21 protein-coding genes and 1 pseudogene are annotated in these 23045 nt (G+C 67.4%); 6 read left to right on the top strand and 16 right to left on the bottom strand.

Annotation, left to right across the window (positions count from 1 at the left end):
* Positions 1-41: 41 nt before the first annotated feature.
* The 5 genes and pseudogenes from rbfA to ACZ9J7_RS14310 form a co-directional block, all read right to left on the bottom strand.
* Positions 42-551, bottom strand: a complete 510-nt coding sequence (gene rbfA, locus ACZ9J7_RS14330; protein ID WP_476210299.1) for a 30S ribosome-binding factor RbfA — start codon at positions 549-551, stop codon at positions 42-44.
* Positions 552-786: 235 nt separating this feature from the next.
* Positions 787-3700, bottom strand: a pseudogene (gene infB / locus ACZ9J7_RS14325) (translation initiation factor IF-2).
* Positions 3701-3852: 152 nt separating this feature from the next.
* Complete coding sequence (locus ACZ9J7_RS14320) at positions 3853-4200, bottom strand: YlxR family protein (RefSeq protein ID WP_476210298.1); 348 nt, start codon at positions 4198-4200, stop codon at positions 3853-3855.
* Between the two features lie 176 nt (positions 4201-4376).
* Positions 4377-5357, bottom strand: a complete 981-nt coding sequence (nusA, locus tag ACZ9J7_RS14315) for a transcription termination factor NusA (RefSeq protein ID WP_457949314.1) — start codon at positions 5355-5357, stop codon at positions 4377-4379.
* The gene (locus ACZ9J7_RS14310) at positions 5357-5968 is read right to left on the bottom strand and encodes a ribosome maturation factor RimP (protein WP_476210295.1); all 612 of its coding nucleotides are present in this window, start codon (positions 5966-5968) and stop codon (positions 5357-5359) included. Before ACZ9J7_RS14310 ends, nusA begins: the two co-directional genes overlap by 1 nt.
* A 107-nt stretch (positions 5969-6075) precedes the next feature.
* On the opposite strand from ACZ9J7_RS14310, the gene ACZ9J7_RS14305 reads away from it, so the two are divergent.
* The 3 genes from ACZ9J7_RS14305 (at position 6076) to ACZ9J7_RS14295 (ending at position 9088) form a co-directional block, all read left to right on the top strand.
* A complete protein-coding gene (locus ACZ9J7_RS14305; RefSeq protein ID WP_476210293.1) occupies positions 6076-7185 on the top strand; it encodes a DUF4439 domain-containing protein in 1110 nt (369 codons plus the stop codon).
* 102 nt (positions 7186-7287) lie between these two features.
* Positions 7288-8055 (top strand): VIT1/CCC1 transporter family protein, encoded by a 768-nt coding sequence (locus ACZ9J7_RS14300; protein WP_476210291.1) that lies wholly within the window; start codon positions 7288-7290, stop codon positions 8053-8055.
* A 19-nt stretch (positions 8056-8074) separates the two neighbouring features.
* Positions 8075-9088: an aminoglycoside phosphotransferase family protein gene (locus tag ACZ9J7_RS14295; protein ID WP_476211864.1), complete on the top strand. Its 1014-nt coding sequence runs from the start codon at positions 8075-8077 to the stop codon at positions 9086-9088.
* A 22-nt stretch (positions 9089-9110) separates the two neighbouring features.
* Here ACZ9J7_RS14295 and ACZ9J7_RS14290 read toward each other — a convergent pair whose 3' ends face one another.
* The 3 genes from ACZ9J7_RS14290 to ACZ9J7_RS14280 are packed head-to-tail and all read right to left on the bottom strand — an operon-like array spanning position 9111 to position 13163.
* The gene (locus ACZ9J7_RS14290; RefSeq protein WP_476210289.1) at positions 9111-10505 is read right to left on the bottom strand and encodes a pyridoxal phosphate-dependent decarboxylase family protein; all 1395 of its coding nucleotides are present in this window, start codon (positions 10503-10505) and stop codon (positions 9111-9113) included.
* 55 nt (positions 10506-10560) lie between these two features.
* Complete coding sequence (locus ACZ9J7_RS14285) at positions 10561-11355, bottom strand: sulfite exporter TauE/SafE family protein (RefSeq protein ID WP_476210288.1); 795 nt, start codon at positions 11353-11355, stop codon at positions 10561-10563.
* Positions 11352-13163 (bottom strand): proline--tRNA ligase, encoded by a 1812-nt coding sequence (locus ACZ9J7_RS14280; protein ID WP_476210287.1) that lies wholly within the window; start codon positions 13161-13163, stop codon positions 11352-11354. Before ACZ9J7_RS14280 ends, ACZ9J7_RS14285 begins: the two co-directional genes overlap by 4 nt.
* A 427-nt stretch (positions 13164-13590) precedes the next feature.
* Between ACZ9J7_RS14280 and ACZ9J7_RS14275 the strand changes: the two genes are divergently transcribed.
* The 3 genes from ACZ9J7_RS14275 to ACZ9J7_RS14265 are packed head-to-tail and all read left to right on the top strand — an operon-like array spanning position 13591 to position 15808.
* Positions 13591-14418: an ABC transporter ATP-binding protein gene (locus tag ACZ9J7_RS14275; protein WP_476210286.1), complete on the top strand. Its 828-nt coding sequence runs from the start codon at positions 13591-13593 to the stop codon at positions 14416-14418.
* On the top strand, positions 14418-15173 hold the full coding sequence (locus tag ACZ9J7_RS14270) for an ABC transporter permease (RefSeq protein ID WP_476210284.1): 756 nt from the start codon (positions 14418-14420) through the stop codon (positions 15171-15173). Before ACZ9J7_RS14275 ends, ACZ9J7_RS14270 begins: the two co-directional genes overlap by 1 nt.
* Positions 15174-15217: 44 nt before the next feature.
* Positions 15218-15808, top strand: a complete 591-nt coding sequence (locus tag ACZ9J7_RS14265; RefSeq protein WP_476210283.1) for a TetR/AcrR family transcriptional regulator — start codon at positions 15218-15220, stop codon at positions 15806-15808.
* Between the two features lie 30 nt (positions 15809-15838).
* On the opposite strand, the gene ACZ9J7_RS14260 is transcribed toward ACZ9J7_RS14265, so the two are convergent.
* The 8 genes from ACZ9J7_RS14260 to dxr all read right to left on the bottom strand — a co-directional run bounded on the left by ACZ9J7_RS14260 (position 15839) and on the right by dxr (position 22979).
* On the bottom strand, positions 15839-16603 hold the full coding sequence (locus ACZ9J7_RS14260; protein ID WP_476210282.1) for a hypothetical protein: 765 nt from the start codon (positions 16601-16603) through the stop codon (positions 15839-15841).
* Positions 16604-16639: 36 nt separating this feature from the next.
* Positions 16640-17530: a GNAT family N-acetyltransferase gene (locus tag ACZ9J7_RS14255; RefSeq protein ID WP_476211863.1), complete on the bottom strand. Its 891-nt coding sequence runs from the start codon at positions 17528-17530 to the stop codon at positions 16640-16642.
* Positions 17493-18659 (bottom strand): flavodoxin-dependent (E)-4-hydroxy-3-methylbut-2-enyl-diphosphate synthase, encoded by a 1167-nt coding sequence (gene ispG, locus ACZ9J7_RS14250; protein ID WP_018771945.1) that lies wholly within the window; start codon positions 18657-18659, stop codon positions 17493-17495. Before ispG ends, ACZ9J7_RS14255 begins: the two co-directional genes overlap by 38 nt.
* Before the next feature lie 34 nt (positions 18660-18693).
* A complete protein-coding gene (locus tag ACZ9J7_RS14245) occupies positions 18694-18987 on the bottom strand; it encodes a YciI family protein (RefSeq protein ID WP_387560272.1) in 294 nt (97 codons plus the stop codon).
* A 98-nt stretch (positions 18988-19085) separates the two neighbouring features.
* Entirely contained in the window at positions 19086-19616 is a 531-nt protein-coding gene (locus ACZ9J7_RS14240; RefSeq protein WP_476210280.1) for a hypothetical protein, read from the bottom strand.
* Positions 19613-20368: a MarR family transcriptional regulator gene (locus tag ACZ9J7_RS14235; protein ID WP_476210278.1), complete on the bottom strand. Its 756-nt coding sequence runs from the start codon at positions 20366-20368 to the stop codon at positions 19613-19615. Before ACZ9J7_RS14235 ends, ACZ9J7_RS14240 begins: the two co-directional genes overlap by 4 nt.
* 77 nt (positions 20369-20445) lie before the next feature.
* Positions 20446-21777 carry a M50 family metallopeptidase gene (locus ACZ9J7_RS14230; protein ID WP_476210277.1) on the bottom strand — a complete coding sequence of 444 codons (1332 nt, stop codon included), beginning with the start codon at positions 21775-21777 and terminating at the stop codon, positions 20446-20448.
* A gap of 17 nt (positions 21778-21794) precedes the next feature.
* Positions 21795-22979: a 1-deoxy-D-xylulose-5-phosphate reductoisomerase gene (gene dxr, locus ACZ9J7_RS14225; RefSeq protein WP_476210276.1), complete on the bottom strand. Its 1185-nt coding sequence runs from the start codon at positions 22977-22979 to the stop codon at positions 21795-21797.
* Positions 22980-23045 lie beyond the last annotated feature (66 nt).

Raw genomic sequence — 23045 nt, 5'->3', positions numbered from 1 at the left:
GCGGTCCTGCCGTTTCCATGATGCGTGGCTGTTGCCAGGTCCTACTTGTTGCTGTCCTCATCGACATCGCCGTCATCGCTGAGGTCGGTGTCTTCCTCGTCGAAGTCGTCTTCGTCGATCTCCACCTCACCGGAGGCATCGGTCTTGTAGGGGTCGGCATCCCCGGCGTGCTGTGCGTTGGCAGCAAGCGCGGCAACCTCCGCATCGCGCTTCTTAGCCTCACGAAGGAGTTCTTCGAGGTTGGAAGCAACCACAGGGATCTGGTCAGCGACAAACTCGAGGGTGGGGGTCAGGCGCACAGTAATGTTGCGTCCCACCTCCTGCCGAAGCACCCCCTTGGCCTTCTCAAGGCCCTTGGCGGCATCAGCCTGGACGGCCTGGTCACCGAAGACGGTGTAGTAAACGGTGGCATGCTGCAGATCATTGGTCACACGGGCATCGGTGACAGTAATGCCCTCGAGCCGGGGATCCTTGACCTTCCGGCCCAGGGCCTCAGCAACAACAACCTTAATCCGCTGCGCCAACTTGGCAGCACGTGCGGGATCGGCCATGAACAACTCCTAAGAAATTGGGACGTACGACGGCGGTGCGTGGGCTGCGTCGTACGATTCAGTTGAATGCCACGCACCCAAGGCGAGCCAATCGGCGGACCCGGCGGGATTTTTCCGGCGGCCTGGGAGTGGCATCGGGCCTGCCGAAGCTGGGTGGCCGACGTCGTAAGACGTTGGCCACCCAGCGAAGGGGCGGGGCCGCCGGAAAAATTCCGACGGCCCCACGACACACAGACTAGACGCGCGGCTTCTCGCGCATCTCGAAGGTCTCGATGATGTCGCCTTCGGTGATGTCGTTGTACGACCCAAGTCCGATACCACATTCGAAGTCCGTGCGGACCTCGGTGGCGTCGTCCTTGAAGCGCTTGAGCGACTCAACGGTGAGGTTGTCACCGATGATCTTGCCGTCACGGGTGACGCGTGCCTTGGCGTTGCGTCGGATGATGCCCGAGCGGACGATCGAGCCGGCGATGTTTCCGAACTTGGAGGAGCGGAAGACTTCGCGGACCTCGGCGGTGCCGAGCTGGACTTCTTCGTATTCCGGCTTGAGCATGCCCTTGAGCGCTGCTTCGATGTCATCGATTGCTGCGTAGATGACGGAGTAGAAGCGCATGTCCACGCCTTCGCGGTCTGCCAGTTCGGCAACCCGCTCGGCGGGCTTGACGTTGAAGCCGATGATGACGGCGGAGTCGACCGTTGCCAGGTTGACGTCGTTCTGCGTGATGGCACCCACACCGCGGTGGATGACGCGCAGCTGCACGCCTTCGCCGACGTCGATCTTGAGCAGCGCGTCTTCGAGGGCTTCCACGGCACCGGACACGTCACCCTTGAGGATGAGGTTAAGGGTGTCGATCTTGCCTTCGGCGACGGCCTGGTCGAAGTCTTCCAGGCTGATGCGCTTGCGGCGCTTGGCCAGGGCGGCGTTGCGGTCGGCTGCTTCACGCTTCTCGGCGATCTGGCGGGCGGTGCGCTCGTCAGCGGTCACGAAGAAGGTGTCGCCGGCGCGCGGCACGTTGGACAGACCCAGCACCTGGACGGGGCGGGACGGGCCGGCCTCGGTCAGGGCGCTGCCGTCGTCGTCGAACATCGCACGGACGCGGCCGTGGGCCGTGCCTGCCACGATGGTGTCGCCGACGCGCAGGGTGCCGGACTGCACCAGGACGGTGGCAACCGCACCGCGGCCCTTGTCCAGGTTGGCTTCGATCGCGATACCGCGGGCGTCCTTGTTCGGGTTGGCGCGCATGTCCAGGGCAGCGTCTGCGGTGAGCAGGACGGCCTCGAGCAGCTCGTCGATGTTGAGGTTCTGGCGGGCAGAGACCTCCACGAACATGGTGTCGCCACCGTATTCCTCGGGAACCAGGCCGTACTCGGTCAGCTGGCCACGGACCTTTTCAGGGTTGGCGCCTTCCTTGTCGATCTTGTTCACTGCCACGACGATCGGCACGTTGGCCGCCTGGGCGTGGTTGAGGGCTTCAACGGTCTGGGGCATAACGCCGTCGTCCGCTGCGACCACCAGGATGGCGATGTCGGTGACCTTCGCACCACGGGCACGCATGGCGGTGAACGCCTCGTGGCCCGGGGTATCGATGAAGGTGATCTTGCGATCGTTGCCTTCGTGGTTGTGGGTGACCTGGTAGGCACCGATGTGCTGGGTGATGCCGCCGTGTTCGCCCGCCATGACGTCGGACTTGCGGATGGCATCGAGCAGGCGGGTCTTACCGTGGTCGACGTGGCCCATGACGGTGACTACTGGAGGACGGGCCTCGAGTTCCCTCGTCGCCTTCAGCTTCGAGTTCAGCATCAAAGTCGATGTCGAAGCTGGAGAGCAGCTCGCGCTCTTCGTCTTCCGGCGAAACGACCTGGAGCTTGTAGCCCAGTTCCTCGCCGAGCAGGGCGAAGGTGTCTTCGTCCAGCGACTGGGTCGCGGTGGCCATTTCACCGAGGTGGAACAGCACGGTGACCAGTGCGGCGGGGTTTGCCTCGATCTTGTCGGCAAAGTCCGTGATGGACGAGCCACGGCGAAGGCGGATGACGGTGTTGCCGTCGCCGCGGGGTACGCTCACGCCACCCAGCGACGGGGCACTCATCTGCTCAAGTTCCTGGCGCTTGGCGCGCTTGGACTTGCGCTGCTTGCCACGGCCTGCGCCGCCCTTGCCGAAGGCACCCTGGGTGCCGCCGCGGCCGCGGCCGCCCTTGCCGAAGCCACCGCCGGCGGGAGCACCGCCGCCACCGGGACCACCGGTACCGGGAGCGCCACCGGGGCGTCCGGGACCGCGGCCGCCGCCGGGACGGCCTGCACCTGCGGGTGCGGGACGTTCAGTGCGGTTGGGCATCATGCCGGGAGTGGGACGGGGACCGCCGGGACGCGGTGCACCCGGACGGGGTCCGCCTGCGCCTGCGGCGGGGCGGGGGCCACCGGCACCGGCTGCGGGACGCGGCCCACCGGGACGCGGACCGCCGGCACCGGCCGCGGGACGCGGACCACCGGGGCGGTCGCCGTCGCGGCCTCCGCCCGGACGGGGCATGCCCTGGGACGTGGCGAACGGGTTGTTACCGGGCCGCGGAGCGCGGTCACCGTCTCCACCGCGGCCACGGGGCATGCCCTGTGAGGTGGCGAAGGGGTTGTTGCCCGGGCGGGGGCCGCCGGGACGGGGACCGGAACCACCGGGCGTTGAACCGCCCGGACGTGCGGAGGGAGCAGGGGTCTCGGCCTTGGGAGCCGGACGTGCACCGGGCTTGGCGCCGGTGGACGGAGCACCCGCAGACGGTGCTGCCGGGGCGGCCGGCGCTGCGGGAGCCGGGGCTGCCGGTGCATCTGCCTTGGCTGCCGGTTCGGCGGGGGCTGCCGGAGCCGGCGCCTCTGCCTTGGGGGCCGGTGCCTTGGGCGCAGCCGGGCCGGGAGCAGGTGCCGAAGGACGGTTGCCTGCTGCGGGGGCGGGTGCCTTGGGGGCAGCGGCGGGCGCTGCGGCCGGTGCTGCCGACTTCGCGGCGGCGTCGGGGAAGGCGTTGCGCAGTTTACGCACAACGGGGGCCTCGATGGTTGACGAGGCGGAGCGAACGAATTCGCCCAGTTCCTGCAGTTTGGTTACTGCATCTTTGGAAGTTATACCGAGCTCTTTGGCGAGCTCATGTACGCGGACCTTGGCCACATTTCTCCTGTCTCGGTCCGCACCGAGCCAGGCACGAACCGTCTACTTCTTACTGCGGACCCCAGCCGCTGTTGATGCGAAGGGGCCCATTGCAGAGCGCAACAAAGTTGTCATCGTTACGCACTCATCGCTGGGAACTCATCGGGTTTCCATCAGATTTCTGACCCGCTTTCAGGTTGGACGGTTGGTGTTGCAGCCACCGGGGCGGCGTCAACGTTCGGGCCTGACATGATCCGGTGTTCGACGGCGGCAGTCCCGGCCGCGCCCTGGAGGGCACGTCCGAAGGCTCGCCGCTTGATCGCCAGAGCCAGGCACGATGTGCTGGGGTGCAGCCATGCACCCCGGCCAGCCATCCGGCGTCGTTCGTCCACCAGGACAGCGGTTGACCCGCTGCCTTCGGCGACGAGCCGGAGCAACTGCGACCGCGGACCCTTCTTCCGGCATCCGATGCAGGTACGTTGGGGCTGATTCCCGGTGGAAAGCACTTCTGCCACGGTCATCGTCCTGACGTTCTTTCTGCTGGCCGCAGGCTGTCCGCTTCCGCAGTCACGGAAACGAGCACGCCCAAGGCACACGACTGCCGGCCGTTAGGCGCGGTCTTATCTATTCTAGCCCCTTCGGGCCGTTCTGCCCGAAACCGGGGGGCTGCTGCCCTGCATCAGCCACCCGGTCCGGCTTACTTATCGCGGTTGCCCGCGGCGTCGGAGACGATGTCGATGCGCCAGCCTGTCAACTTGGCCGCCAGGCGGGCGTTCTGGCCCTCCTTGCCGATGGCCAGGGACAGCTGGTAGTCCGGGACCACAACCCGGGCGGAGCGCGTGGCCTCGTCCGTGATGGTGACCGAATTCACGCGCGACGGCGACAGGGCGCTGGCAATGAACGTTGCCGGGTTCTCGCTGAAGTCGACGATGTCGATCTTTTCGTCGTTCAGTTCGGTCATGACGGCCCGGACGCGGGAGCCCATTTCACCGATGCAGGCACCCTTGGCGTTGATCCCCGGGGTGTTGGCCTTCACGGCGATCTTGGTCCGGTGCCCGGCTTCGCGGGCCAGTGCCACGATTTCCACCGAGTGGTCGGCAATTTCGGGCACTTCGAGTTCGAAGAGCTTGCGGACCAGGCCCGGGTGCGAGCGGGACAGCGTCACGGACGGGCCCTTGGTGCCGCGGTGCACATCGATGACCAGGGCGCGGAGCCGGTTGCCGTGGATGTACTTTTCGCCGGGAACCTGTTCGGGCGGCGGCAGGAGCGCCTCCAGCGATCCAAGGTTGACCTGGATCATGTGCGGGTTGTTTCCCTGCTGGATGGTGCCGGAGACCAGTTCGCCTTCGCGGCCCTTGAATTCGCCCAGGACGTTATCGTCCTCCACGTCGCGGAGCCGCTGCAGGATGATCTGCCGTGCGGTGCTTGCGGCGATGCGGCCGAACCCTTCGGGGGTGTGCTCGAATTCACCGATGGGGGCGCCGTCGTCGTCAATTTCGACAGCCCAGATGGTGACGTGGCCGCTCTTGCGGTCCAGTTCGGCGCGCGCTTTTTCGAAGGCGCCGGGCGACTTGTGATACGCCACCAGGAGCGCCTGCTCGATGGTGGGGATCAGGAGGTCCAGCGGGATTTCACGCTCACGCTCCAAAAGTCTCAGTGCGCTCATGTCAATATCCATCAGGCCTCCTCGGAAGGTCCATTGTGTTCAGGTTCCAGACCATCCTCCGGGAGGTGGCTGAATTCGATCTCGACTTTTCCGTTGCGGATCCTGTCGAAAGGAAGCGTTACTGGTTCACCCTGCCGGGGCTTCATGCCCTTCTTGACGGGCACTTCGGGGATGAGCGTCACTCCCCCGCCGTCCACCGCCTGGATGCGGCCGGTGACGTTTTCGCCCTGGAGGACGTTGACCTTGACCATCCGGCCGCGGGCGCGGTGCCAGTGCCGGGGTTCGGTCAGGGGACGCCCGACGCCGGGTGAGGACACTTCGAGGTCATAGGGGCGGCCGTCGTCGTTGGGGTCGTTGTCCAGGACATCGGAGAGCACCCTGGAGATATCCGCAATGACGTCCAGGCTGACTCCGCCGGTCTCTTCCTGCGGCAGGTCCACCACCACGTGGACCACGCGGTGGGAGCCGGGGATGATGGCTACATCCTCCAGGTAAAGGCGGTTGGCCTGGACGGCGGGTTCCAGGAGGGCCCGGAGCCGGGCGGCTTCGGGATTGTGGGCCGGCGCGGATCCGCTTCCCGTACCGGTATGGTCTGGTGAAGCTGTGGCTTCTGCATTGCTCACGATGCCGGCCGCCCTCCCTATAGATGATGTGGTGTTTACTAGCGTAGCTATTTTACCGGCCCAGTGGTGCACCCGGGTGCCCCCTCGGCGTGACACCATGGTCTGTTGTGAATGACCGCCGCCAGGACCCCAAGCACAGCATGCGCCCGTTCCGGTATGCCGTCCTTGCCCTTGCCGCCCTGGTTGTCCTGAGCCTCGGTTTTGCCCTGATTCCCGCGGAAAAACCAGCACCTGCCGGGCCGCCGTTTTCCGAGCGGGCCCGCGCGGCGGCCTTGGGTGCGGTCCTGGAGATGCGCACCGCGGGATTGGCCCTCGCATCAGCAGACACCGCTCAATCCACTGCGCTGGGCCCTGTTGTGACCTTGCTGACCATCCAGGCCAGGGCCCTGATGGCCCCGTCCCCGTCCGCACCCACGGAGGCTTCCCCGCCACCGGCAGCGGCATCGCCGTCCGCGGACGCCGGTCCCCACAACACCGTGGAGCTGGTGCGGGCCCTTGCCGGCAGCGGGACATCCCGCCTCAAGGACGCGGAAACGGCCGACGGCGGCATGGCCCGGCTTCTCGCTGGCACCGGCACCGCACAGCTCCTCGCCGCCGCCCGGCTGGCTTCCGCGGCGGGCGTTCCCGTGCCGCAGGAAACGGCAGGACCCGGCACCGAAGGCCAGGCAGCGGCACCGGCCGCGTCGCCGTGCCCGTCTCCATCCACTCCGGCTGCCGCGCCGGCTTCCGCTGTTTCATTCCCCGCCGCCTTGGCCGCCGCCGTGTCCGCCGAACAGCAGGCCGTCTACGGCTACCAGGCAGCGCTCCCCCGCCTCGCCCCCGCCGACGCCGGCCCGGCGTCGGAATTCCTGGGTGCGCACCAGCAACTGGCTGGCGCGGCGGTGGAACGCCTGCGGCTGGCCTGCGGCACGGACGTACCGCAACAGCCCGGGTACGTCCTTGATCCCGGTTTCCTGGCTGCCCCGGCAGCGGCGCTGGGCAGGCTTGAGGCGGCCACGTTGGTGGCCTACGGCGACCTGGTGGCGGCAGCGCAGGGCCAGGACCGGAAGTGGGCGCTGGCAGCCCTTCAGTCAGCCGCAGCCCGCGCCCTGCAGTGGGGTGCGGATCCGGGGCCCGTTCCGGGCCTCGCCCTGGACGCAGGGCAACTGCCGGCCCTTCCCGCCGGGGCCGGCCGTGCTGCTGGATCCCGGCCCTCGCCGTCGTCCGCTGCATCCTGAACCCCGTCCGGAACGGCGCATCTTTCCGGCCCGGAATCCAGGCCCGCAAGGAAGACCATCTGGAGGGTGGCGTTGGGCGGCCCGGGATGGTTTGCTGAAGGGATGAACGGGGACGAACCGGCCGAACTTCCGGAACCCACGGCAGCCGGCCGGGGCCTGGACCGGCACCTTGAGGCGGAACCGCACGGTGATGACACTGCGCACCGGCTCAACTGGCTGCGTGCCGGTGTCCTCGGGGCCAACGACGGCATCGTCTCGGTTGCCGCGATCGTGGTGGGCGTGGCCGGGGCCACCCCCGAAGTGGCCCCCATCCTCACCGCGGGTGTGGCCGGCGTAGTGGGCGGCGCAGTGTCCATGGCGCTGGGCGAGTACGTATCCGTCAGCAGCCAAAGCGACAGCCAGCGGGCGTTGATCGAGAAGGAACGGCGTGAGCTGGCCGAGGATCCGGAAGCGGAACTGGCGGAGCTGGCCGCCATCTACCAGGAGAAGGGCCTTACCGCCGAAACGGCAGCCAAGGTTGCCAGGGAGCTGACGGCCCACGACGTCCTGGCGGCGCATCTGTCCGCCGAACTCAACATCGACGAAGCTGACATCGTCAGCCCGTGGCATGCCGCCTTTGCTTCAGCAATCGCCTTCACCATCGGGGCCATCCTGCCCATGCTGGCCATCCTGCTGCCGCCGCCGGGCATCCGGGTACCACTCACGTTCATCTCGGTACTGGTGGCCCTGGCATTGACGGGCGCCCTCGGGGCCTGGATTGGTGGCGGGTCGAAGACCCGGGCAGCAGTACGGGTGGTGGTGGGCGGTGCCCTTGCGCTGGCGGCGACGTTCGTGATCGGCAACCTGCTCGGCGCCTCCGGTGTTGTCTGATCCCGCTGTGCCACGCCCCATGGCGCCGGCGGTCCCCATTCCGCCAGGGCTCGCTGCCCGCTATGCGCGCAGCAGCGCCGGCCGGGACTGGCTTGGCAGCCTTCCGGGCCTGCTGGCCGACCGCCTGGAGCAGTGGCACCTGGAGGTGGACCTCGAGCAAGGCAGCCTTCCGTGGAGCGGCCACGGCGCCCTCGTGGTCCCGGTGCGGCAGGACGACGGATCCCCCGCGGCGCTCAAAATCGCTTTCCCCCACGACGAGGCCCAAGTGGAGCGGCATGCGCTGGCATTATGGGGCGGCCGCGGCGCCGTTCTCCTGCTGGCCTCGGACGGCGCATCGTGTGCCATGCTGCTGGAGCGCCTTGAGGCCGGCCGCTCTCTGGCCGCCCTGCCGATGGATGAAGCCGTGCACGTGTGGGGCGGACTGGTACGGGAACTGGGGCTGGTCCCGGACCGCCGCCCGGAGTGGCAGGAATTCAGCCACATCGCCGCCCGGGCCGAGCAATGGAGCGACGACCTTCCCGCTGACTGGGACCAACTGGGCCGCCCTTTTCCCAGGTGGCTGTTGGAGGCGGCCCTGGAGGTGTGCCAGACGCGCGGCGCAGTGGGACGCAGGTCCGCACACGATGTCCTGGTCCACACCGACCTGCATTTCGACAACGTCCTGGCGCGGCCGGGAACGGCGGCGGCAACTCCGGCCGGCTACGCGGCGATCGACCCCCAGCCCATGATCGGCGAGCCCGGATTCGCGGTTGCTCCACTGCTGTGGAACCGCCTCAAAGACCTCCCTGCGGGCCGGCCGGGCCCTGCGCTGGTGGAGCGCTGCCATGACTTCAGCACCGCCGCCGGGCTGGACCCGGACGCGGCCCGGGAGTGGGCCATCGCCAGGGAAGTTGACAACGCGCTGTGGTACGCCCGGAACGGCCACCGTGGCGACCTGGCCCGCTCGCTCTGGGTGGCGAGCACCCTCGCGGGGAACACCCTGGCGGACCTTCCGCATCCACATTCCCTTCCGGAGCCCGGACAGGGCGGATAGGGTCCGGCGCCGCAGGAGTACGTTAAGCCGGGTCCTTCACGGCGGCCAGGGCTGACCGGACAGCGTCCACTGCCGTGTCCACGTCCTCCCCCGCCGTGTGCCAGTTGCTCACAGATACCCGGAGGATGTCCCGGTCCCGCCAGTGCGAACCGGACATCCAGACTTTTCCCTCCTCGATGATGCGGGCGGTGACCGCGCGGGTAGTGTCATCGTCCCCGAACGCCAGGCACACCTGGGTGTAGCCGACGTCGTTGAGGACCTCCACCCCGTCCAGAGCCGCCAGCCCCTCCGCGATGGCCCTGGCCGCAGCGGCCAGGCCGCCCACCTGTGCCGCCACACCGTCCCGGCCCAGGCTTTTCAGCGCCGCCCATACCGGCACGCCCCGCGCCCGCCGGGACAGCTCCGGGACCTTCTCGAAAGGATCTCCGGGGCCTTCGGCGTCGTGCACCAAATAGCTCGCGTGCAGTCCCATCGCGGCCCGCAGTGCAGACGGGTCCCGGACGATGGCGATGCCGCAGTCGTAGGGAACGTTCAAGGTCTTGTGGGCATCCGTGCCCCACGAGTCCGCTTCTTCAAATCCCTGGGTGAGGTGCCGCAGTTCGGGCGCGGCGGCCGCCCACAGGCCGAAGGCCCCATCGATGTGGACCCAGGCGCCATGTTTGCGCGCCACGGCGATGGCTTCGGGAAAGGGATCGAAGGCGCCGGAATGCAGGTTGCCGGCCTGCAGGCACACCAGCGCCGGACCGCTCCCGGAGGCAAGGGCAGCATCCAGCGCGGCCGGCACCAGGCGGCCCTGCCCGTCGGCATCGACCTGCGTGGGCTGCCCAAGCCCCAGGTACCGCAGTGCGACGTCCACGGTGTCATGCCGCTCCCGGCCCACGAAACAGCGGATCCGGGGTGCGCCGGACAGCCCGTCCCGGTCAAGGTCCCAGCCCGCGTCGGCCAGCAGCCGCCAACGGGCAGCGGCCATCCCGGTGAAGTTGGCCATGGTGGCGCCGGTGACGAAGCCGACGTCGGCCGTGGACGGCAGGCCCAGCAGTTCCAGCAGCCAGTGCCCGGCGCTGTCCTCGATGGCGGCGGTGGCGGGGGTGGCGTAGCGCAGGCACGCGTTCTGGTCCCAGGCGCTGACCAGCCAGTCCGAGGCGAGGGCGGCCGGCAGGGTACCGCCAATGACCCAGCCGAAAAACCTGCCCGAAGGCATGGCCATGAGGCCGGGCTCGGCGTGCGTGGCCAGGAAATCGATCACTTCAGCGGCCGGGACGCCCGCTTCGGGAAGCGGGCCGCCGAACACCCCGCCAAGGTCTGACGCATGAAGCCGCGGTCCCACGGGGCGGTGCCGGAGGCTGGCCAGCCAGGCCTGCGAGTGTCCCGCTGCGGCCGCCAGGGCCGCGGCATAGTCGTCATCGCCGTGTGCCATACCTGCATGCTACGCCGGGCGTGCGTGTGCCACGAGGACGAGTTTCCGGCCGGGATCAGGCGAAGTTTTCCTGCCAGACGTCGTAGCCGAGTTTGACGATCAAAGCCGCGACAACCACCAGGAAGACCACCCGCACAAACTTGCTGCCCTGCTGCACGGCGGTCCGCGCTCCCAGGTAGCCGCCGGCCATGTTCGCCGCGCCCAGCAGCAGGCCGATCCCCCACAGAATGGACCCGTGCGGCGCAAAGAACAGCAGTGCCCCGGCGTTGGTGGCCATGTTGACGATTTTTGCCTTGGCACTCGCCTCCAGGAAGGCGTACCCCATGGCGGACACCAGTGCGATGACCAGGAAGGATCCCGTCCCGGGCCCGATGAGTCCGTCATAGAAGCCGATCACGGCACCGATGATGCAGGCGACGACGTAGTGGCGGTGGCCTTCGTGCCGGAGCGCCGTCAGTTCACCGACATTCGGTTTGAGGGCGGTGAAAAGCGCGACGGCGACCAGGGCCACCACGATGATGGGCTTGAAGACTCCGGCCGGCAGGGTGGCCGCCAGGCTGGCTCCGCCGAAGCTGCCCGCCAGGGCAATGACGGCCATGGGGACGGCCGTGCGGAGGTCCGGCCCCACTCTCCGGTAGTACGTCGCAGCGCTGGTGGCGGTCCCGAAGATGGAGCCCATCTTGTTGGTAGCAAGGGCCTGGACGGGCGCGATGCCCGGAACCAGGAGCAGCGCCGGAAGCTGGATGAGTCCTCCGCCGCCCACCACCGCGTCAACCCAGCCTGCTGCGAATCCAGCCACCACAATCAGGATGATCGTGGTGAGCTGGATTGACTCGAAGCCGGAGATCACTGGTTGCGGACGGCGTTGACCACGTAGTCGACGGCCTTGTCCACCGCGATGTTCTCGGCCTGACCGCTGCGGCGGTCCTTGATCTCCACCACGCCGTCCACCAGGCCGCGGCCCACTGCCAGGATGGTGGGGACGCCCACCAGTTCGGCGTCGCCGAACTTCACGCCGGGCGAGACCTTGGGGCGGTCGTCGTAGATGACAGAGAGGCCTGCTGCTTCAAGGTCTGCCGAGAGCTTCTCCGCTGCCTGGAAGATGTCCTCACCCCGGCCTACTGCCACCACGTGCACATCGGCAGGGGCCACGGTGCGGGGCCAGACCAGTCCGCGGTCGTCATGATTGGCCTCAGCCAGCGCGGCCACGGCGCGGGTGACACCGACGCCGTAGGAACCCATGGTGACCACGACCTGCTTGCCGTTCTGGTCCAGCACCTTCAGGTCCAGGGCTTCGGCGTACTTGCGGCCCAGCTGGAAAATGTGGCCCATTTCGATGCCGCGGGCGGTTTCGAGGGGGCCGGAGCCGTCCGGAGAGGGATCGCCGGCGCGGACTTCGGTGCACTCGATGACGCCGTCCCACGTGAAGTCGCGGCCTGCCACGAGGCCGAAGACGTGCTTGCCGGCCTGGTTGGCGCCGGTGATCCAGGCGGTACCGCGGACCACCCGCGGGTCCACCAGGTACAGGAGCTTTGTTGCGCTTTCGGCGCCGAGAAGTGCCTGGTCCAGGTTCAGGCCCGGGCCCAGGTAGCCCTTGACGATCAGCGGCTGCTTTTTGAGGTCCTCCTCGCCGGCCTGCTCGAGTCCGATCTCGCCCGCGATGGGCAGGAACGCACCAATGTTTGCTTCGACGCGCTTGAGGTCCACGGCCCGGTCGCCCGGGACGCCGATAACCACCAGCTGCCGCTCGCCCGTCGGCAGGGTGACGGCGAGGACCACGTTCTTGAGCGTGTCAGCCGCAGTCCAGGCGCCGCCGTCGGCCTCCGCCCGCGGGGCGATGTGGTTGGACGCGGCAACCAGGGTATCGATGGTGGGGGTGTCCGGGGTGTCCAGGACTGCCGCGGCCGGGGCGTTGGTGAAGTCGAGCTCCTCGGGAACCACCGTGGTGACAGCCTCCACGTTGGCCGCGTAGCCGCCCGCGGAGCGGACGAAGGTGTCCTCGCCGATCTCGGTGGGGAACAGGAATTCCTCGCTCCTGGACCCGCCCATTGCGCCGGCGGTGGCTGCCACCGGCACAACTTCGAGCCCCAGGCGTTCGAAGATCTTCAGGTAGGCGGCGCGGTGCGCCGAGTAGCTGGCATCCAGGCCGGCGTCGTCCACGTCGAAGGAGTAGGAATCCTTCATGATGAATTCGCGGCCGCGGAGGAGTCCGGCGCGGGGGCGCGCCTCGTCCCGGTACTTGTTCTGGATCTGGTAGAGGCTCAGCGGCAGGTCCTTGTAGGACGAGTACAGGTCCTTGACCAGGAGCGTGAACATCTCCTCGTGCGTGGGCGCCAGCAGGTAGTCTGCGCCCTTGCGGTCCTGCAGCCGGAACAGCCCTTCGCCGTACTCGGTCCAGCGGTTGGTTGCCTCATACGGTTCCCTGGGCAGCAGCGCCGGGAAGTGGACTTCCTGGGCGCCGATGGCAGCCATTTCCTGGCGGATGATCTCCTCGACCTTGCGCAGGACGCTGAGCCCCAGCGGCAACCAGGTGTAGATGCCGGGGGCGGCGCGGCGGATGTAGCCGGCGCGGACCAGGAGTTTGTGGCTGGCGACCTCGGCATCGACGGGGTCTTCGCGCAGCGTGCGCAGGAAAAGCTGGGACAGTCGTAGGACCACGGGTGGTTTCCGTTTCTGGGGAAGTGCTGGGTCAGCAGGGCCGGACAATTCGTCTGGGTACTAATCTACCGGCAGAGAACGGACCGTACGGACTGGCGGGCCGGCAGCCGCCCCGGCCACGCCGGGGAAACAGTAGAGCCACGCCCGGGAATGCAAAGCCCCTGGCCCCCCAATAGGGCTGGTCATCGCATCCGGGCGTGGCTCGACGCCGTTATCGCCTGAGTACTGGTGAGGACTGGTGAGACCGCCCACCCCACTTCCAGCGCAGCTAGATCGAACTTATGTGATCGTGCGCACGTTTGACAAGTGTTTTTATTTTTCGGAATCCGCTTGCCCCGGCTCCCGGGCGGGCATAGCTTTAATTCACCAGGTGATGAATTAGCGGGAAAATTCCGCGCCCCGCCTGGCGGAACGTCCGGAGGCAGCTATGTCCCATTCCGCAGCATCCATGTCATCCACCGTCGACGTTCCCGCGGTGGTTGCCACGGCTCTTTCTGTCAGGCTACGCAGGCGGGCTGTCCTTCACGCTTTGGACTTCAGCATCCCGGCCGGACGTATCACCGGACTCCTGGGACCCTCCGGCAGCGGTAAGACAACCTTGATGCGGACCATTGTGGGAGCTCAACGTATCGCCGGCGGCACCGTGAACGTCCTGGGTCTTCCTGCCGGAACGCCGGCCCTGCGGCGGCAGGTGGGTTACGTCACCCAGTCCCCCAGCGTCTATCCGGACCTGACCGTTGAAGCAAATGTCCGCTATTTCGGCGCCATGCACCGGAAAGGGAAAGCCGACGTAGCAGAGGCGATTGCCGCCGTCGGACTTGAACCGCTGACCCGAAGGAAGGCCGCGGACCTGTCCGGTGGCCAGCTCAACCGGGTATCGCTGGCTTGCGCCCTGGTGGCGCATCCCCGGCTGCTGGTGCTGGATGAACCTACAGTTGGGCTGGATCCGGTCCTGCGGGCCGATCTTTGGGACCGGTTCCGCGCCATGGCAGAAACAGGAACCACGTTATTAGTTTCGAGCCACGTCATGGAAGAGGCCAGCCGCTGCGAAACACTGCTGCTGTTGCGCGAAGGCCGGCTTCTGGCCCAGCTGACTCCTGCTGAACTGGGCCAACGGGGACACAGCAGCAACCTGGAGCAGGCGTTCCTGGCCATCATCCGGGAGCAGGAGACCCACGACGCCAGGCCCTCTCCGAACCGGCGCACTGGCAGCGGCGAGGGAGCCGGCCTGGAACAGAAAGGGAGCGTGCGGTGATGGACATCCGGATGATGATGGCCACAGCCCGCAGGGTGCTCAGCCAGCTGCGGCACGACCATCGCAGCATCGCCCTGATCCTGGTGGTCCCGGCCCTGCTGCTCGCAGCCGTGTACTTCCTCTACGAAAACGAAACGCTCCCGCCGGGGATGCCACGGACGTTCGACCGTGTCGGCCTGATGATGCTTGCCATCTTCCCCTTCGTGGTGATGTTCCTGGTTACGTCCATCACCATGCTGCGGGAGCGAACCTCCGGGACGCTGGAGCGGCTGCTGACCACCCCCCTGCACAAAGCCGACCTGCTGTTCGGCTACGGCGTCGCATTTTCCATCATGGCGGCGTTGCAGTCGTTGGTGGCCACCGCGGTGGCCTACTGGATCTTCGGACTGGATATCTCGGGAGCCCCGGGCTATGTGGTACTGATCGCAGTCATCAACGCCGTCCTGGGCGTGGCACTGGGCCTGTTCTGTTCGGCGTTTGCCAGGACGGAGTTCCAGGCAGTCCAGTTCATGCCGGTAGTGGTGGTGCCACAAATCCTGCTGTGTGGGCTGTTCGTTGCACGTGACCGGATGAACGATGTACTCGAAGCAACCTCCAACGTCCTGCCGCTGACCTATTCAGTTGACGCCCTCCAGGAAGTCGCTTCCCACCCGGAGGCAACCGATAGGTTGTGGCAGGATGCGGGCACCATGACAGCCATCGCGCTGGGCGTCCTGGTCCTCGCCGCGCTCACCCTCCGCCGGCGTTCCCCGTGACGATGCGGGACCGAGGCGCTGCTGCACCGGAAGCCGGGCCAGGCATGCCCCGCAAGGGACGCAGGCGCGGCACGACGGAATCCCGCGACCACATCCTGGACACTGCGCGGCAACTGTTCGCCGAGCATGGCTTCGACGGCACCAGCCTGCGCCAGGTGGCACGCGCCGCGGGAGTCGATCCGGGCATGATCCACCACTACTTCAGTGGCAAAGACGAACTTTTCGCCCTTAGCGTCGAACTTCCAGCCGATCCGGACCAGGTGCTGGCCGGCGTGGCAGGCTCGGAACCGGACCAGCGGGCCGAACTGATAATTCGTGCTGTTCTCCGGCTGTGGGAAAGCCCTGCCCAGGCGGCCCTGATGGCCTTCCTCCGTGGAACGATCGGTTCAACGGCCAGGACCGCGGCCCTGAGGGAAATGGTGTCCCGGAGGGTAATCAACAGGATCATGACCTCCGTTCCCGGAACGCCTGAGGAGGTGGCGCTGCGCGGAAACCTGGTGGCAACCCAAATAGTGGGCCTGATGATGGTCCGTTACGTTGTTCGTCTGGAGCCGCTGGCGTCGGTCCCGCCCGATGAAGTAGTACGGCTTGTTGCGCCCAACGTCCAACGGTACCTCTCGGGCCCACTGCGTTGAGGGAGCCCGGCCACCCTCGACCGCCGGTGTTTACTTGACCAGCGCGCCCGCCGCCTCGAGGAGCGCCCCTGCCCGCTGCACGGCGTCGGCCTCGCTGGCCCCACCGGAAGCCACCGAGGTAAGCACCACGCCCTGCTGGACAACCTGTGCCGTGACCGTCGACTGCTTCTGGCCGTTCGGCAGGGCGGTGTCGGTGCGGTAGGCAAAGGTGCCGGGCCGGCTGCTGACTCCCTGCAGCGCCGTGACGTTGACGGCCACCTCCATCCCCGAGGCTGTCATGGTCATGGAGGAGCACTTTGCCAGTTGGTCCTGCTGGCCCTTGAGCCTGGCAAGGAAGCTTTGGTCCAGGCCGGACACCAGGGAGAGCGCAGTGACGGCGCCTGTGGCAGCGTCGGTGCTCATGCCCACGGCCATGGCGGCGCCGTCGACGGACGGGACAGTACTCGCGGCGGCGAGTTCCTTGCACTCGGCCGGCTTGACGTCGATAGAGGCAAGCATGGCCTTCGTTTGTTCCAGCGTGGTGGCAATGTCTGCGCTGGGCAGGACGGTCAGCCTCCGGTCGGCGGCGTCCCTCACCTGCCCGACGATGGTTGCGAGCTCCCCGGCCGTGTACGCCTTGGCAGTCGGCGTGGGTGTTGGGGTTGGCGTGGGGGTGGTGGCAACAGTTGTGGCGGACCCGGCAGACGCTGCCGGCGTGGACCCGGCCGCTTTCGGTTCGGGTGTTCCACCACAGGCGGAGACTGCTGTGGCAAGAAGGACAGAAACCGCGAAAGTTCCCAGCACCGACGTCTTCAATTTTCCCCCAATATTCTCTTCTGGCGGCGATCGCCGCTAGTAGAGAACTGTAGCGAAGGTGCCTACCTGGCGGAAGCCTACGCGTTCGTAGGTGGACCGCGCCCTGGTGTTGAATCCGTTGACATAGAGGCTGGTCACGGGGGCCAGCTGCTGGGCCTTTTCCACTACCGCGGACATGTAGCCGGCGCTCAGCCCCTGGCCGCGGAAGACCGGGTTCATCCACACCCCCTGGACCTGGGTGACGAGTTCCGTGACCGCCCCAAGCTCGGCCTTGAAAACCACGTCCCCCTTGTCGTTGAGGTGGACCATGGAGTGTCCCTGCCTGATGAGGCCCTCCACGCGGCGGCTGTAGAACTCCCGGCCGCCCAGGTAGGGCGAATAGCCCACCTCTTCCTCGAACATGGCGGCGCAGGCGGGCAGGATGCGGTCGAAATCGGCGAGGTTTCCCAGGCCCAGGCCAGGGTTGGGCTGTACCAACGCCGGTCCCTCAATAACCATCAGGGGCTGGTCGGCACGGACCTCGTGGGCCCGGTGGCCCAGCTCCGCGAGTTGGGCATGGAGTGCAAGCACCGCGTCAGCGGGCCCAAAAGCGGACGCATACCGGCGCCCGGAACTGTTGGCGGCCTCGGCCACCAGCGGGGCCAGGACGGGGTCAAGCTGGACCGGAACCAGGTTGGCTCCAGCCCAGCACGCGCCGGTGAGGATGCCGTCGTCGAAGACCCCGATGACCCCGGCCCCACCGCTGGTGGGCGCCGCCGTCCCCGTGGCACGGAGATGCGCCAGGATGAATACGTTGGCAACCGGATCCCGCTGGGCCAGCAATGCCAGCGCGGGGGTGTCCTGGCCGTCAAGGGTACGGACAGAAAGCCCCGCGGGGTCTGCCGCGTCCCTACGAGACGCTAACCACGGGGCTACCTTTGACAGCATCTTCGCCATCGGCCTCCCCCATCTCTTCCGCGATACGCATAGCCTCTTCGATCAGTGTCTCAACAATTGCGCTCTCGGGAACAGTCTTGATGACCTCGCCCTTAACGAAGATCTGCCCCTTGCCGTTGCCTGAGGCGACCCCGAGGTCAGCCTCGCGCGCTTCACCGGGCCCGTTCACGACGCAGCCCATGACCGCCACGCGCAACGGGATCTCCATCCCTTCGAGGCCGGCGGTGACCTGCTCGGCCAGGGTGTATACGTCCACCTGGGCGCGGCCGCAGGAAGGGCAGGACACGATTTCAAGCTTGCGGGGCCGCAGGTTCAGCGACTGGAGGATCTGGTTGCCTACCTTGATTTCCTCCACCGGCGGCGCGGAGAGGGACACCCGGATGGTGTCGCCGATGCCGCGGGAGAGTAGCGCCCCGAACGCTGTGGCGGACTTGATGGTGCCCTGGAAGGCAGGCCCGGCTTCGGTGACGCCGAGGTGCAGGGGCCAGTCGCCTTTTTCGGCGAGCATCTCGTAGGCGGCCACCATGATGACGGGGTCGTTGTGCTTCACGGAGATCTTGAAGTCGTGGAAGCCGTGTTCCTCAAACAGCGAAGCTTCCCAGACCGCCGATTCGACCAGCGCTTCGGGGGTGGCCTTGCCATACTTCTTGAGGATGCCTGGTTCCAGCGAGCCGGCGTTGACTCCGATGCGGATGGAGGTGCCGTGGTCCTTGGCCGCGGCGGCGATTTCCTTGACCTGGTCATCGAACTTACGGATATTTCCGGGGTTCACGCGTACTGCCGCGCACCCGGCCTCGATGGCCGCGAAGACGTACTTTGGCTGGAAGTGGATGTCCGCGATGACGGGGATCTGGGACTTCCGGGCGATGATGGGCAGCGCTTCGGCATCGTCGGCGGACGGGCAGGCTACGCGCACAATGTCGCAGCCGGACGCCGTGAGTTCGGCGATTTGCTGCAGGGTGGCGTTGATATCCGTGGTGGGCGTGGTGGTCATGGACTGCACGCTGATGGGGAAATCAGATCCGACGCCTACCGAGCCGACTTTGATTTGGCGCGTCTTGCGGCGGGGGGCAAGGACGGGCGGTGGTGCTGACGGCATTCCCAGGCTGACCGAGGTCACGTGGACTCCTTGAGTTGAAAGGGTAGAAAAGCGGCTACGCGGCGATCCCGGCCAGCATGCCGGTTACCGGGGACCATTCCGTGATGCGGGTGCCGGCAATCACGCCGGCTTCGGCGAAAGGATCCTGCTTGAGGATCGAATTGAGGGCGGCTTCATCTGATGCCTTGAAGATCAGCAGGGCACCCGCGCCGTCGCCGTAGGGTCCGCTGGCCACGATGACGCTGTCCTGCGCCAGTCCGCCCGTCCATTCCCGGTGCGCGGGGCGGACCTCGTTGCGGGTTTCGGTGGAGTTGGCGGCATAAACGTACTCAACGGCAAAAACTGTCATACCGCTACCCTATCGCCATGGCGGGCCTGGTACCGTCCCAATCCCCAATACCGGAGGACGTGCCGGGCCGGAGTGCACGCCTGCACCGGGGGCTCCAGTCAGTGCAGGAAGAGGACTTTGGCCGCGGCAGCGGTGCCGGCCGCCCAGAGCATGGAAGTGAGCGTCCCGATGATGAAACGCTCGGCGGCTACCGGCGTCTCCTTCAGTTCGGCGAACCTGCCCAGGCCCTTGATGGCCACGATGTAGGCGATGGCCACGGGCTGGCCGGCGAGGATGGCCAGGCACACCCCCAGCCGCTCCAGCACGCCGATGATGGCCCCGCCGCGGAGGATGCGCTGGCTGGGTGCGGTGGGTCCGCCTGCGGTGTTGTTCGACGGCGTCCGGCCGGGAGGGGCGGTCAGCTCGTTGTCCACTGCCTGGCCGCCTCCGCTTCCGGCGTCGGGGACGGGGAGGGCGTCCAGGGTGACGTCAGCCGAGGGGTCCTCCTCCGCAGCCCGGGCTTCCCCGGCGGCCTTGGCGGCATCGGCCTTGTCGTCGATGGTCCGGGCGAGCCTGAAGACCAGCGCGGTCACCGGCCAGCCGGCGAAACCTGCCACCACCAAGGCCACTGCCACCCACAGTGCGGTCACCTGTCTCCTTCAATCCGGTCCACCGGCTCCTGGCCGGCCGGGACATCCTTCCGGCCTGACGCATCCTCCGGGGATTGGCCGACCCGGGAATCGGCAAACCCAAGAAGCATGGACGCGGCAGGCCTGGCTGCCCATTCTTCCTGCCACCCGGAGCGGATTACGGTTCGGCTCACCGATTGCTCCGAGATTCCGAGTTCAATCGCCACGTGCTTCTGGCTTCCGTGCCGGCCCTGCCCCTGCCCGGGGGTGCCCAGGCGGCGCAGGGCATCCACTACCCGCCACTGGGCCTGCGTGCGGTCCTGGACGAGCCTGCCGAGCAGCCTGAGAACTGCTTCCGCATTGGCGCATGCCTGCACCCCTTCCCCGGCGGCGCCCTTGGCCGCTTCTCCAGCCATAGTGCCGGGCACCACTGACAGCGGCACCTGGGATCCGGCTCCTTTGGCATGCTCAACCGCCCGGCGGGCGGCCACAAAGGCCGTTCCGGTGCCTTCCCGGGGGCTGCCCTGGGGCGGCAGGGCTACAGTTCCGACGCCGATTCCGACGTACCAGCGCCCCTCCCGGAGCGCGTGCAGGGCTATCTCCACCACGGCGGCCGCATCCCGCACGACGCCCTGGACCTCATCCCCCACGGAGCGGTCGAAGATGGGCTTGTCCGTTCCCGGCAGTTCGAGGCGTGCCAGCTGTTCAAGCAGGGCCGGTACGCGGTCCTGGTCTCCAGTGCTTCCCCGCTGGTCGATCGTCATGACGAACATGCCTCAACCATAGACGGTTGATGCCAGACAATCAATCAGATTTGGCTGATTTCTTAAAGTCAACCATGAGGGGGCGATCAGCCGAACAGATTGACCGGCTTGACGATGTCCGCGTAGATCAGCAACGCACTCATGCCCATCAACAGGGCAGCGACCACGTAGGTGACGGGAAGCAGTTTGGCGATATCGAACGCCCCCGGGTCCGGCCGTCCGCGCAGCTTTGCCACCCTGCGCCGGGCACCCTCGTACAGGGCGCCGGCGACGTGGCCGCCGTCCAGCGGCAGGAGCGGGACGAGGTTGAACACCGCGAGTGCGAAGTTCAGGCCGGCCAGCAGGCCAACGAGGGTTGCCACCCGGGACTGCATCGGAACAGCCTCCATGGCCGCCACCTCGCCTGCCACCCGGCCGACGCCCACCACGCTGATGGGGCCGTTGGGGTCGCGCGGCTCTTCGCTGAACGCAGCCTTGGCCACCCCCACTACGCGGGCAGGCAGGTTGAGGACTACGCCGGCCACCTGGCGGATGTTCTCCCCCGCCATGGGCAGGACGGACGACGCCGGCTGGGGCACCAGTGCGGTCTGGGCACCGATGCCAAGGAATCCAACGTCCTGGTACTGGAGGTTGCCGGCGGCGTCGGTGGCCTGGCGGCCATCGCTTCCCATCACCGGCCGGGCCGACAGCACCGGCGTCACGGTGGTGGACACCGTTTGGCCGTCCCGCTGCACCGTAATGGCCACCTCCTTGCCGGCGGACGCGCGGATCCACTCCGTCAACTGGTCCCACCGGGTCACGTGCTTTCCGTCGAAGGAGGTAATGGTGTCATTGGGCTTCAGGCCTGCCGCGGCGGCGGGCGTCAGCTGGCAGTCGGCGGAGTTCGGATCAACGGTTTGTCCCGCCGCCACCTGGCATTTGGAGACGTCGGAAATGGTGGTGGTGGCCGTGGCAACACCGAACCCCATCAGCAGCACGGCGGTGAGCAGCACGCCCAGGATAATGTTCATGGCCGGGCCGCCCAGCATGACAATGACTTTCTTCCAGACGGGCAGCCGGTAGAAGAGCCGGTTTTCATCGCCCGGCCCCACTTCCTCGTGGGCCATGGAACGTGCCTCGGTGGCCAACGTCTGGAACATGCCGGTGCTGGAGGGCCGGACCGAGCCGTCCTCCTTGTTGGGCGGGTACATGCCGATCATCGAGACGTAGCCGCCCAGCGGCACGGCCTTCACGCCGTACTCGGTCTCGCCCTTCCGGCGCGACCAGAGCGTCGGCCCGAACCCGATCATGTACTTGGTGACACGGACCTTGAAGAGCTTTGCGGGGACCAGATGCCCCACTTCGTGGAGCGCGATGGACACGGCAATGCCAAGGGCGACGAAGACGACGCCGAGGATGAAAAGTAGGACAGGGGTCATGGAGGTGCTGCTGCTTCCTAGAGACTGCTGACTGCTAAACGTTCATGGGCCCGGGCACGTGCCCAGCTTTCAGCATCCAGCACCGAATCCACCGTCAGCCCGGAGGACCCTGAGTGTTCGCTGAGCACGCTGTCCACGGTATCGACGATGTCGGTGAACCGGATCCGGCCGGAATGGAACGCCGTGACCGCTTCCTCATTGGCTGCGTTGAAGACAGCCGGATAGGTGCTCCCCTGCTTGGCGGCGTCCTTGGCCAGTCCGACGGCAGGGAATGCTGCGGTGTCCAGCGGTTCGAAGGTCCACGCCGCGGCCTGGGTCCAGTCGCAGGGGCTGGCTGCCTTGGGCACACGGGCGGGCCAGCCGAGCCCCAGCGCGATGGGCAGGCGCATGTCCGGCGGGGAGGCCTGGGCGATGGTGGAGCCGTCCACGAACTGGACCATGGAGTGGACCACGGACTGGGGGTGCACCACGACGTCGATCCGGTCCAGCGGAATATCGAACAACAGGTGCGCCTCAATGACCTCCAGGCCCTTGTTCACCAGCGTGGCGGAGTTGGTGGTGACCATGACTCCCATGTCCCACGTGGGGTGGGCCAGGGCCTCCTGCGGGGTGACGGCGTGGAGTTCCGCCCGGCTCCGGCCACGGAACGGTCCCCCGGATGCGGTGAGGATGAGCTTGTCCACCTCCGCGGCGGTGCCGGAGCGCAGGCACTGGGCAATGGCCGAGTGCTCCGAATCCACCGGGACAATCTGGCCTTCGCGCGCCGCTGCCTTGACCAGGCTGCCACCCACGATCAGGGATTCCTTGTTGGCAAGGGCCAGGGTGGCTCCGGACTTGAGGGCCGCGAGGGTGGGGGCCAGGCCGATTGACCCGGTGATGCCGTTGAGCACCACGTCCGCTTCCATCGCCGCGATGCGGGCGGAGGCGTCCGGGCCCGCCACGATCTCCGGCCGGTACCCCTGGCGGCCTGCCGCAGCAGCGGCGTCGCCGATCAGCGCTGCCAGCCGGGCAGGATCCCCGCCGGCAATCCCCACCGCGGCGGCGCCGGTGTGGACCGCCTGCTGCGCCAGGAGTTCCAGGTTGCCGCCCCCGGCGCTGAGGGCCACTACGTCGAACAGGTGCGGGGCGCCGTCGACGACGTCAATCGCCTGGGTGCCGATGGAACCGGTGGATCCGAGGAGGACGATTCTGCGTGGCTGCATCCTTTAAGTATCCCGCACCCTCCACGGCTCCGTGCGCCCGGCCAGTTGGGAGCAGGAAAGCACCCA

It is taken from the genome of Pseudarthrobacter sp. TE9888 (assembly GCF_056279345.1).
This window is presented reverse-complemented; position numbering and strand designations above follow the sequence as displayed.

Bases quoted from the DNA above. Each gene is read 5' to 3' on its own strand.
- ACZ9J7_RS14265 (WP_476210283.1), top strand. From the start codon at position 15,218: ATGCCCCGCAAGGGACGCAGGCGCGGCACGACGGAATCCCGCGACCAC.
- nusA (WP_457949314.1), bottom strand. From the start codon at position 5,357: ATGGATATTGACATGAGCGCACTGAGACTTTTGGAGCGTGAGCGTGAA.
- ACZ9J7_RS14270 (WP_476210284.1), top strand. From the start codon at position 14,418: ATGGACATCCGGATGATGATGGCCACAGCCCGCAGGGTGCTCAGCCAG.
- ACZ9J7_RS14275 (WP_476210286.1), top strand. From the start codon at position 13,591: ATGTCCCATTCCGCAGCATCCATGTCATCCACCGTCGACGTTCCCGCG.
- ACZ9J7_RS14295 (WP_476211864.1), top strand. From the start codon at position 8,075: ATGGCGCCGGCGGTCCCCATTCCGCCAGGGCTCGCTGCCCGCTATGCG.
- ACZ9J7_RS14290 (WP_476210289.1), bottom strand. From the start codon at position 10,505: ATGGCACACGGCGATGACGACTATGCCGCGGCCCTGGCGGCCGCAGCG.
- ACZ9J7_RS14230 (WP_476210277.1), bottom strand. From the start codon at position 21,777: ATGACCCCTGTCCTACTTTTCATCCTCGGCGTCGTCTTCGTCGCCCTT.
- ACZ9J7_RS14320 (WP_476210298.1), bottom strand. From the start codon at position 4,200: ATGACCGTGGCAGAAGTGCTTTCCACCGGGAATCAGCCCCAACGTACC.
- ACZ9J7_RS14245 (WP_387560272.1), bottom strand. From the start codon at position 18,987: ATGACAGTTTTTGCCGTTGAGTACGTTTATGCCGCCAACTCCACCGAA.
- ACZ9J7_RS14300 (WP_476210291.1), top strand. From the start codon at position 7,288: ATGAACGGGGACGAACCGGCCGAACTTCCGGAACCCACGGCAGCCGGC.
- ACZ9J7_RS14235 (WP_476210278.1), bottom strand. From the start codon at position 20,368: ATGTTCGTCATGACGATCGACCAGCGGGGAAGCACTGGAGACCAGGAC.
- ACZ9J7_RS14255 (WP_476211863.1), bottom strand. From the start codon at position 17,530: ATGCTGTCAAAGGTAGCCCCGTGGTTAGCGTCTCGTAGGGACGCGGCA.
- dxr (WP_476210276.1), bottom strand. From the start codon at position 22,979: ATGCAGCCACGCAGAATCGTCCTCCTCGGATCCACCGGTTCCATCGGC.
- rbfA (WP_476210299.1), bottom strand. From the start codon at position 551: ATGGCCGATCCCGCACGTGCTGCCAAGTTGGCGCAGCGGATTAAGGTT.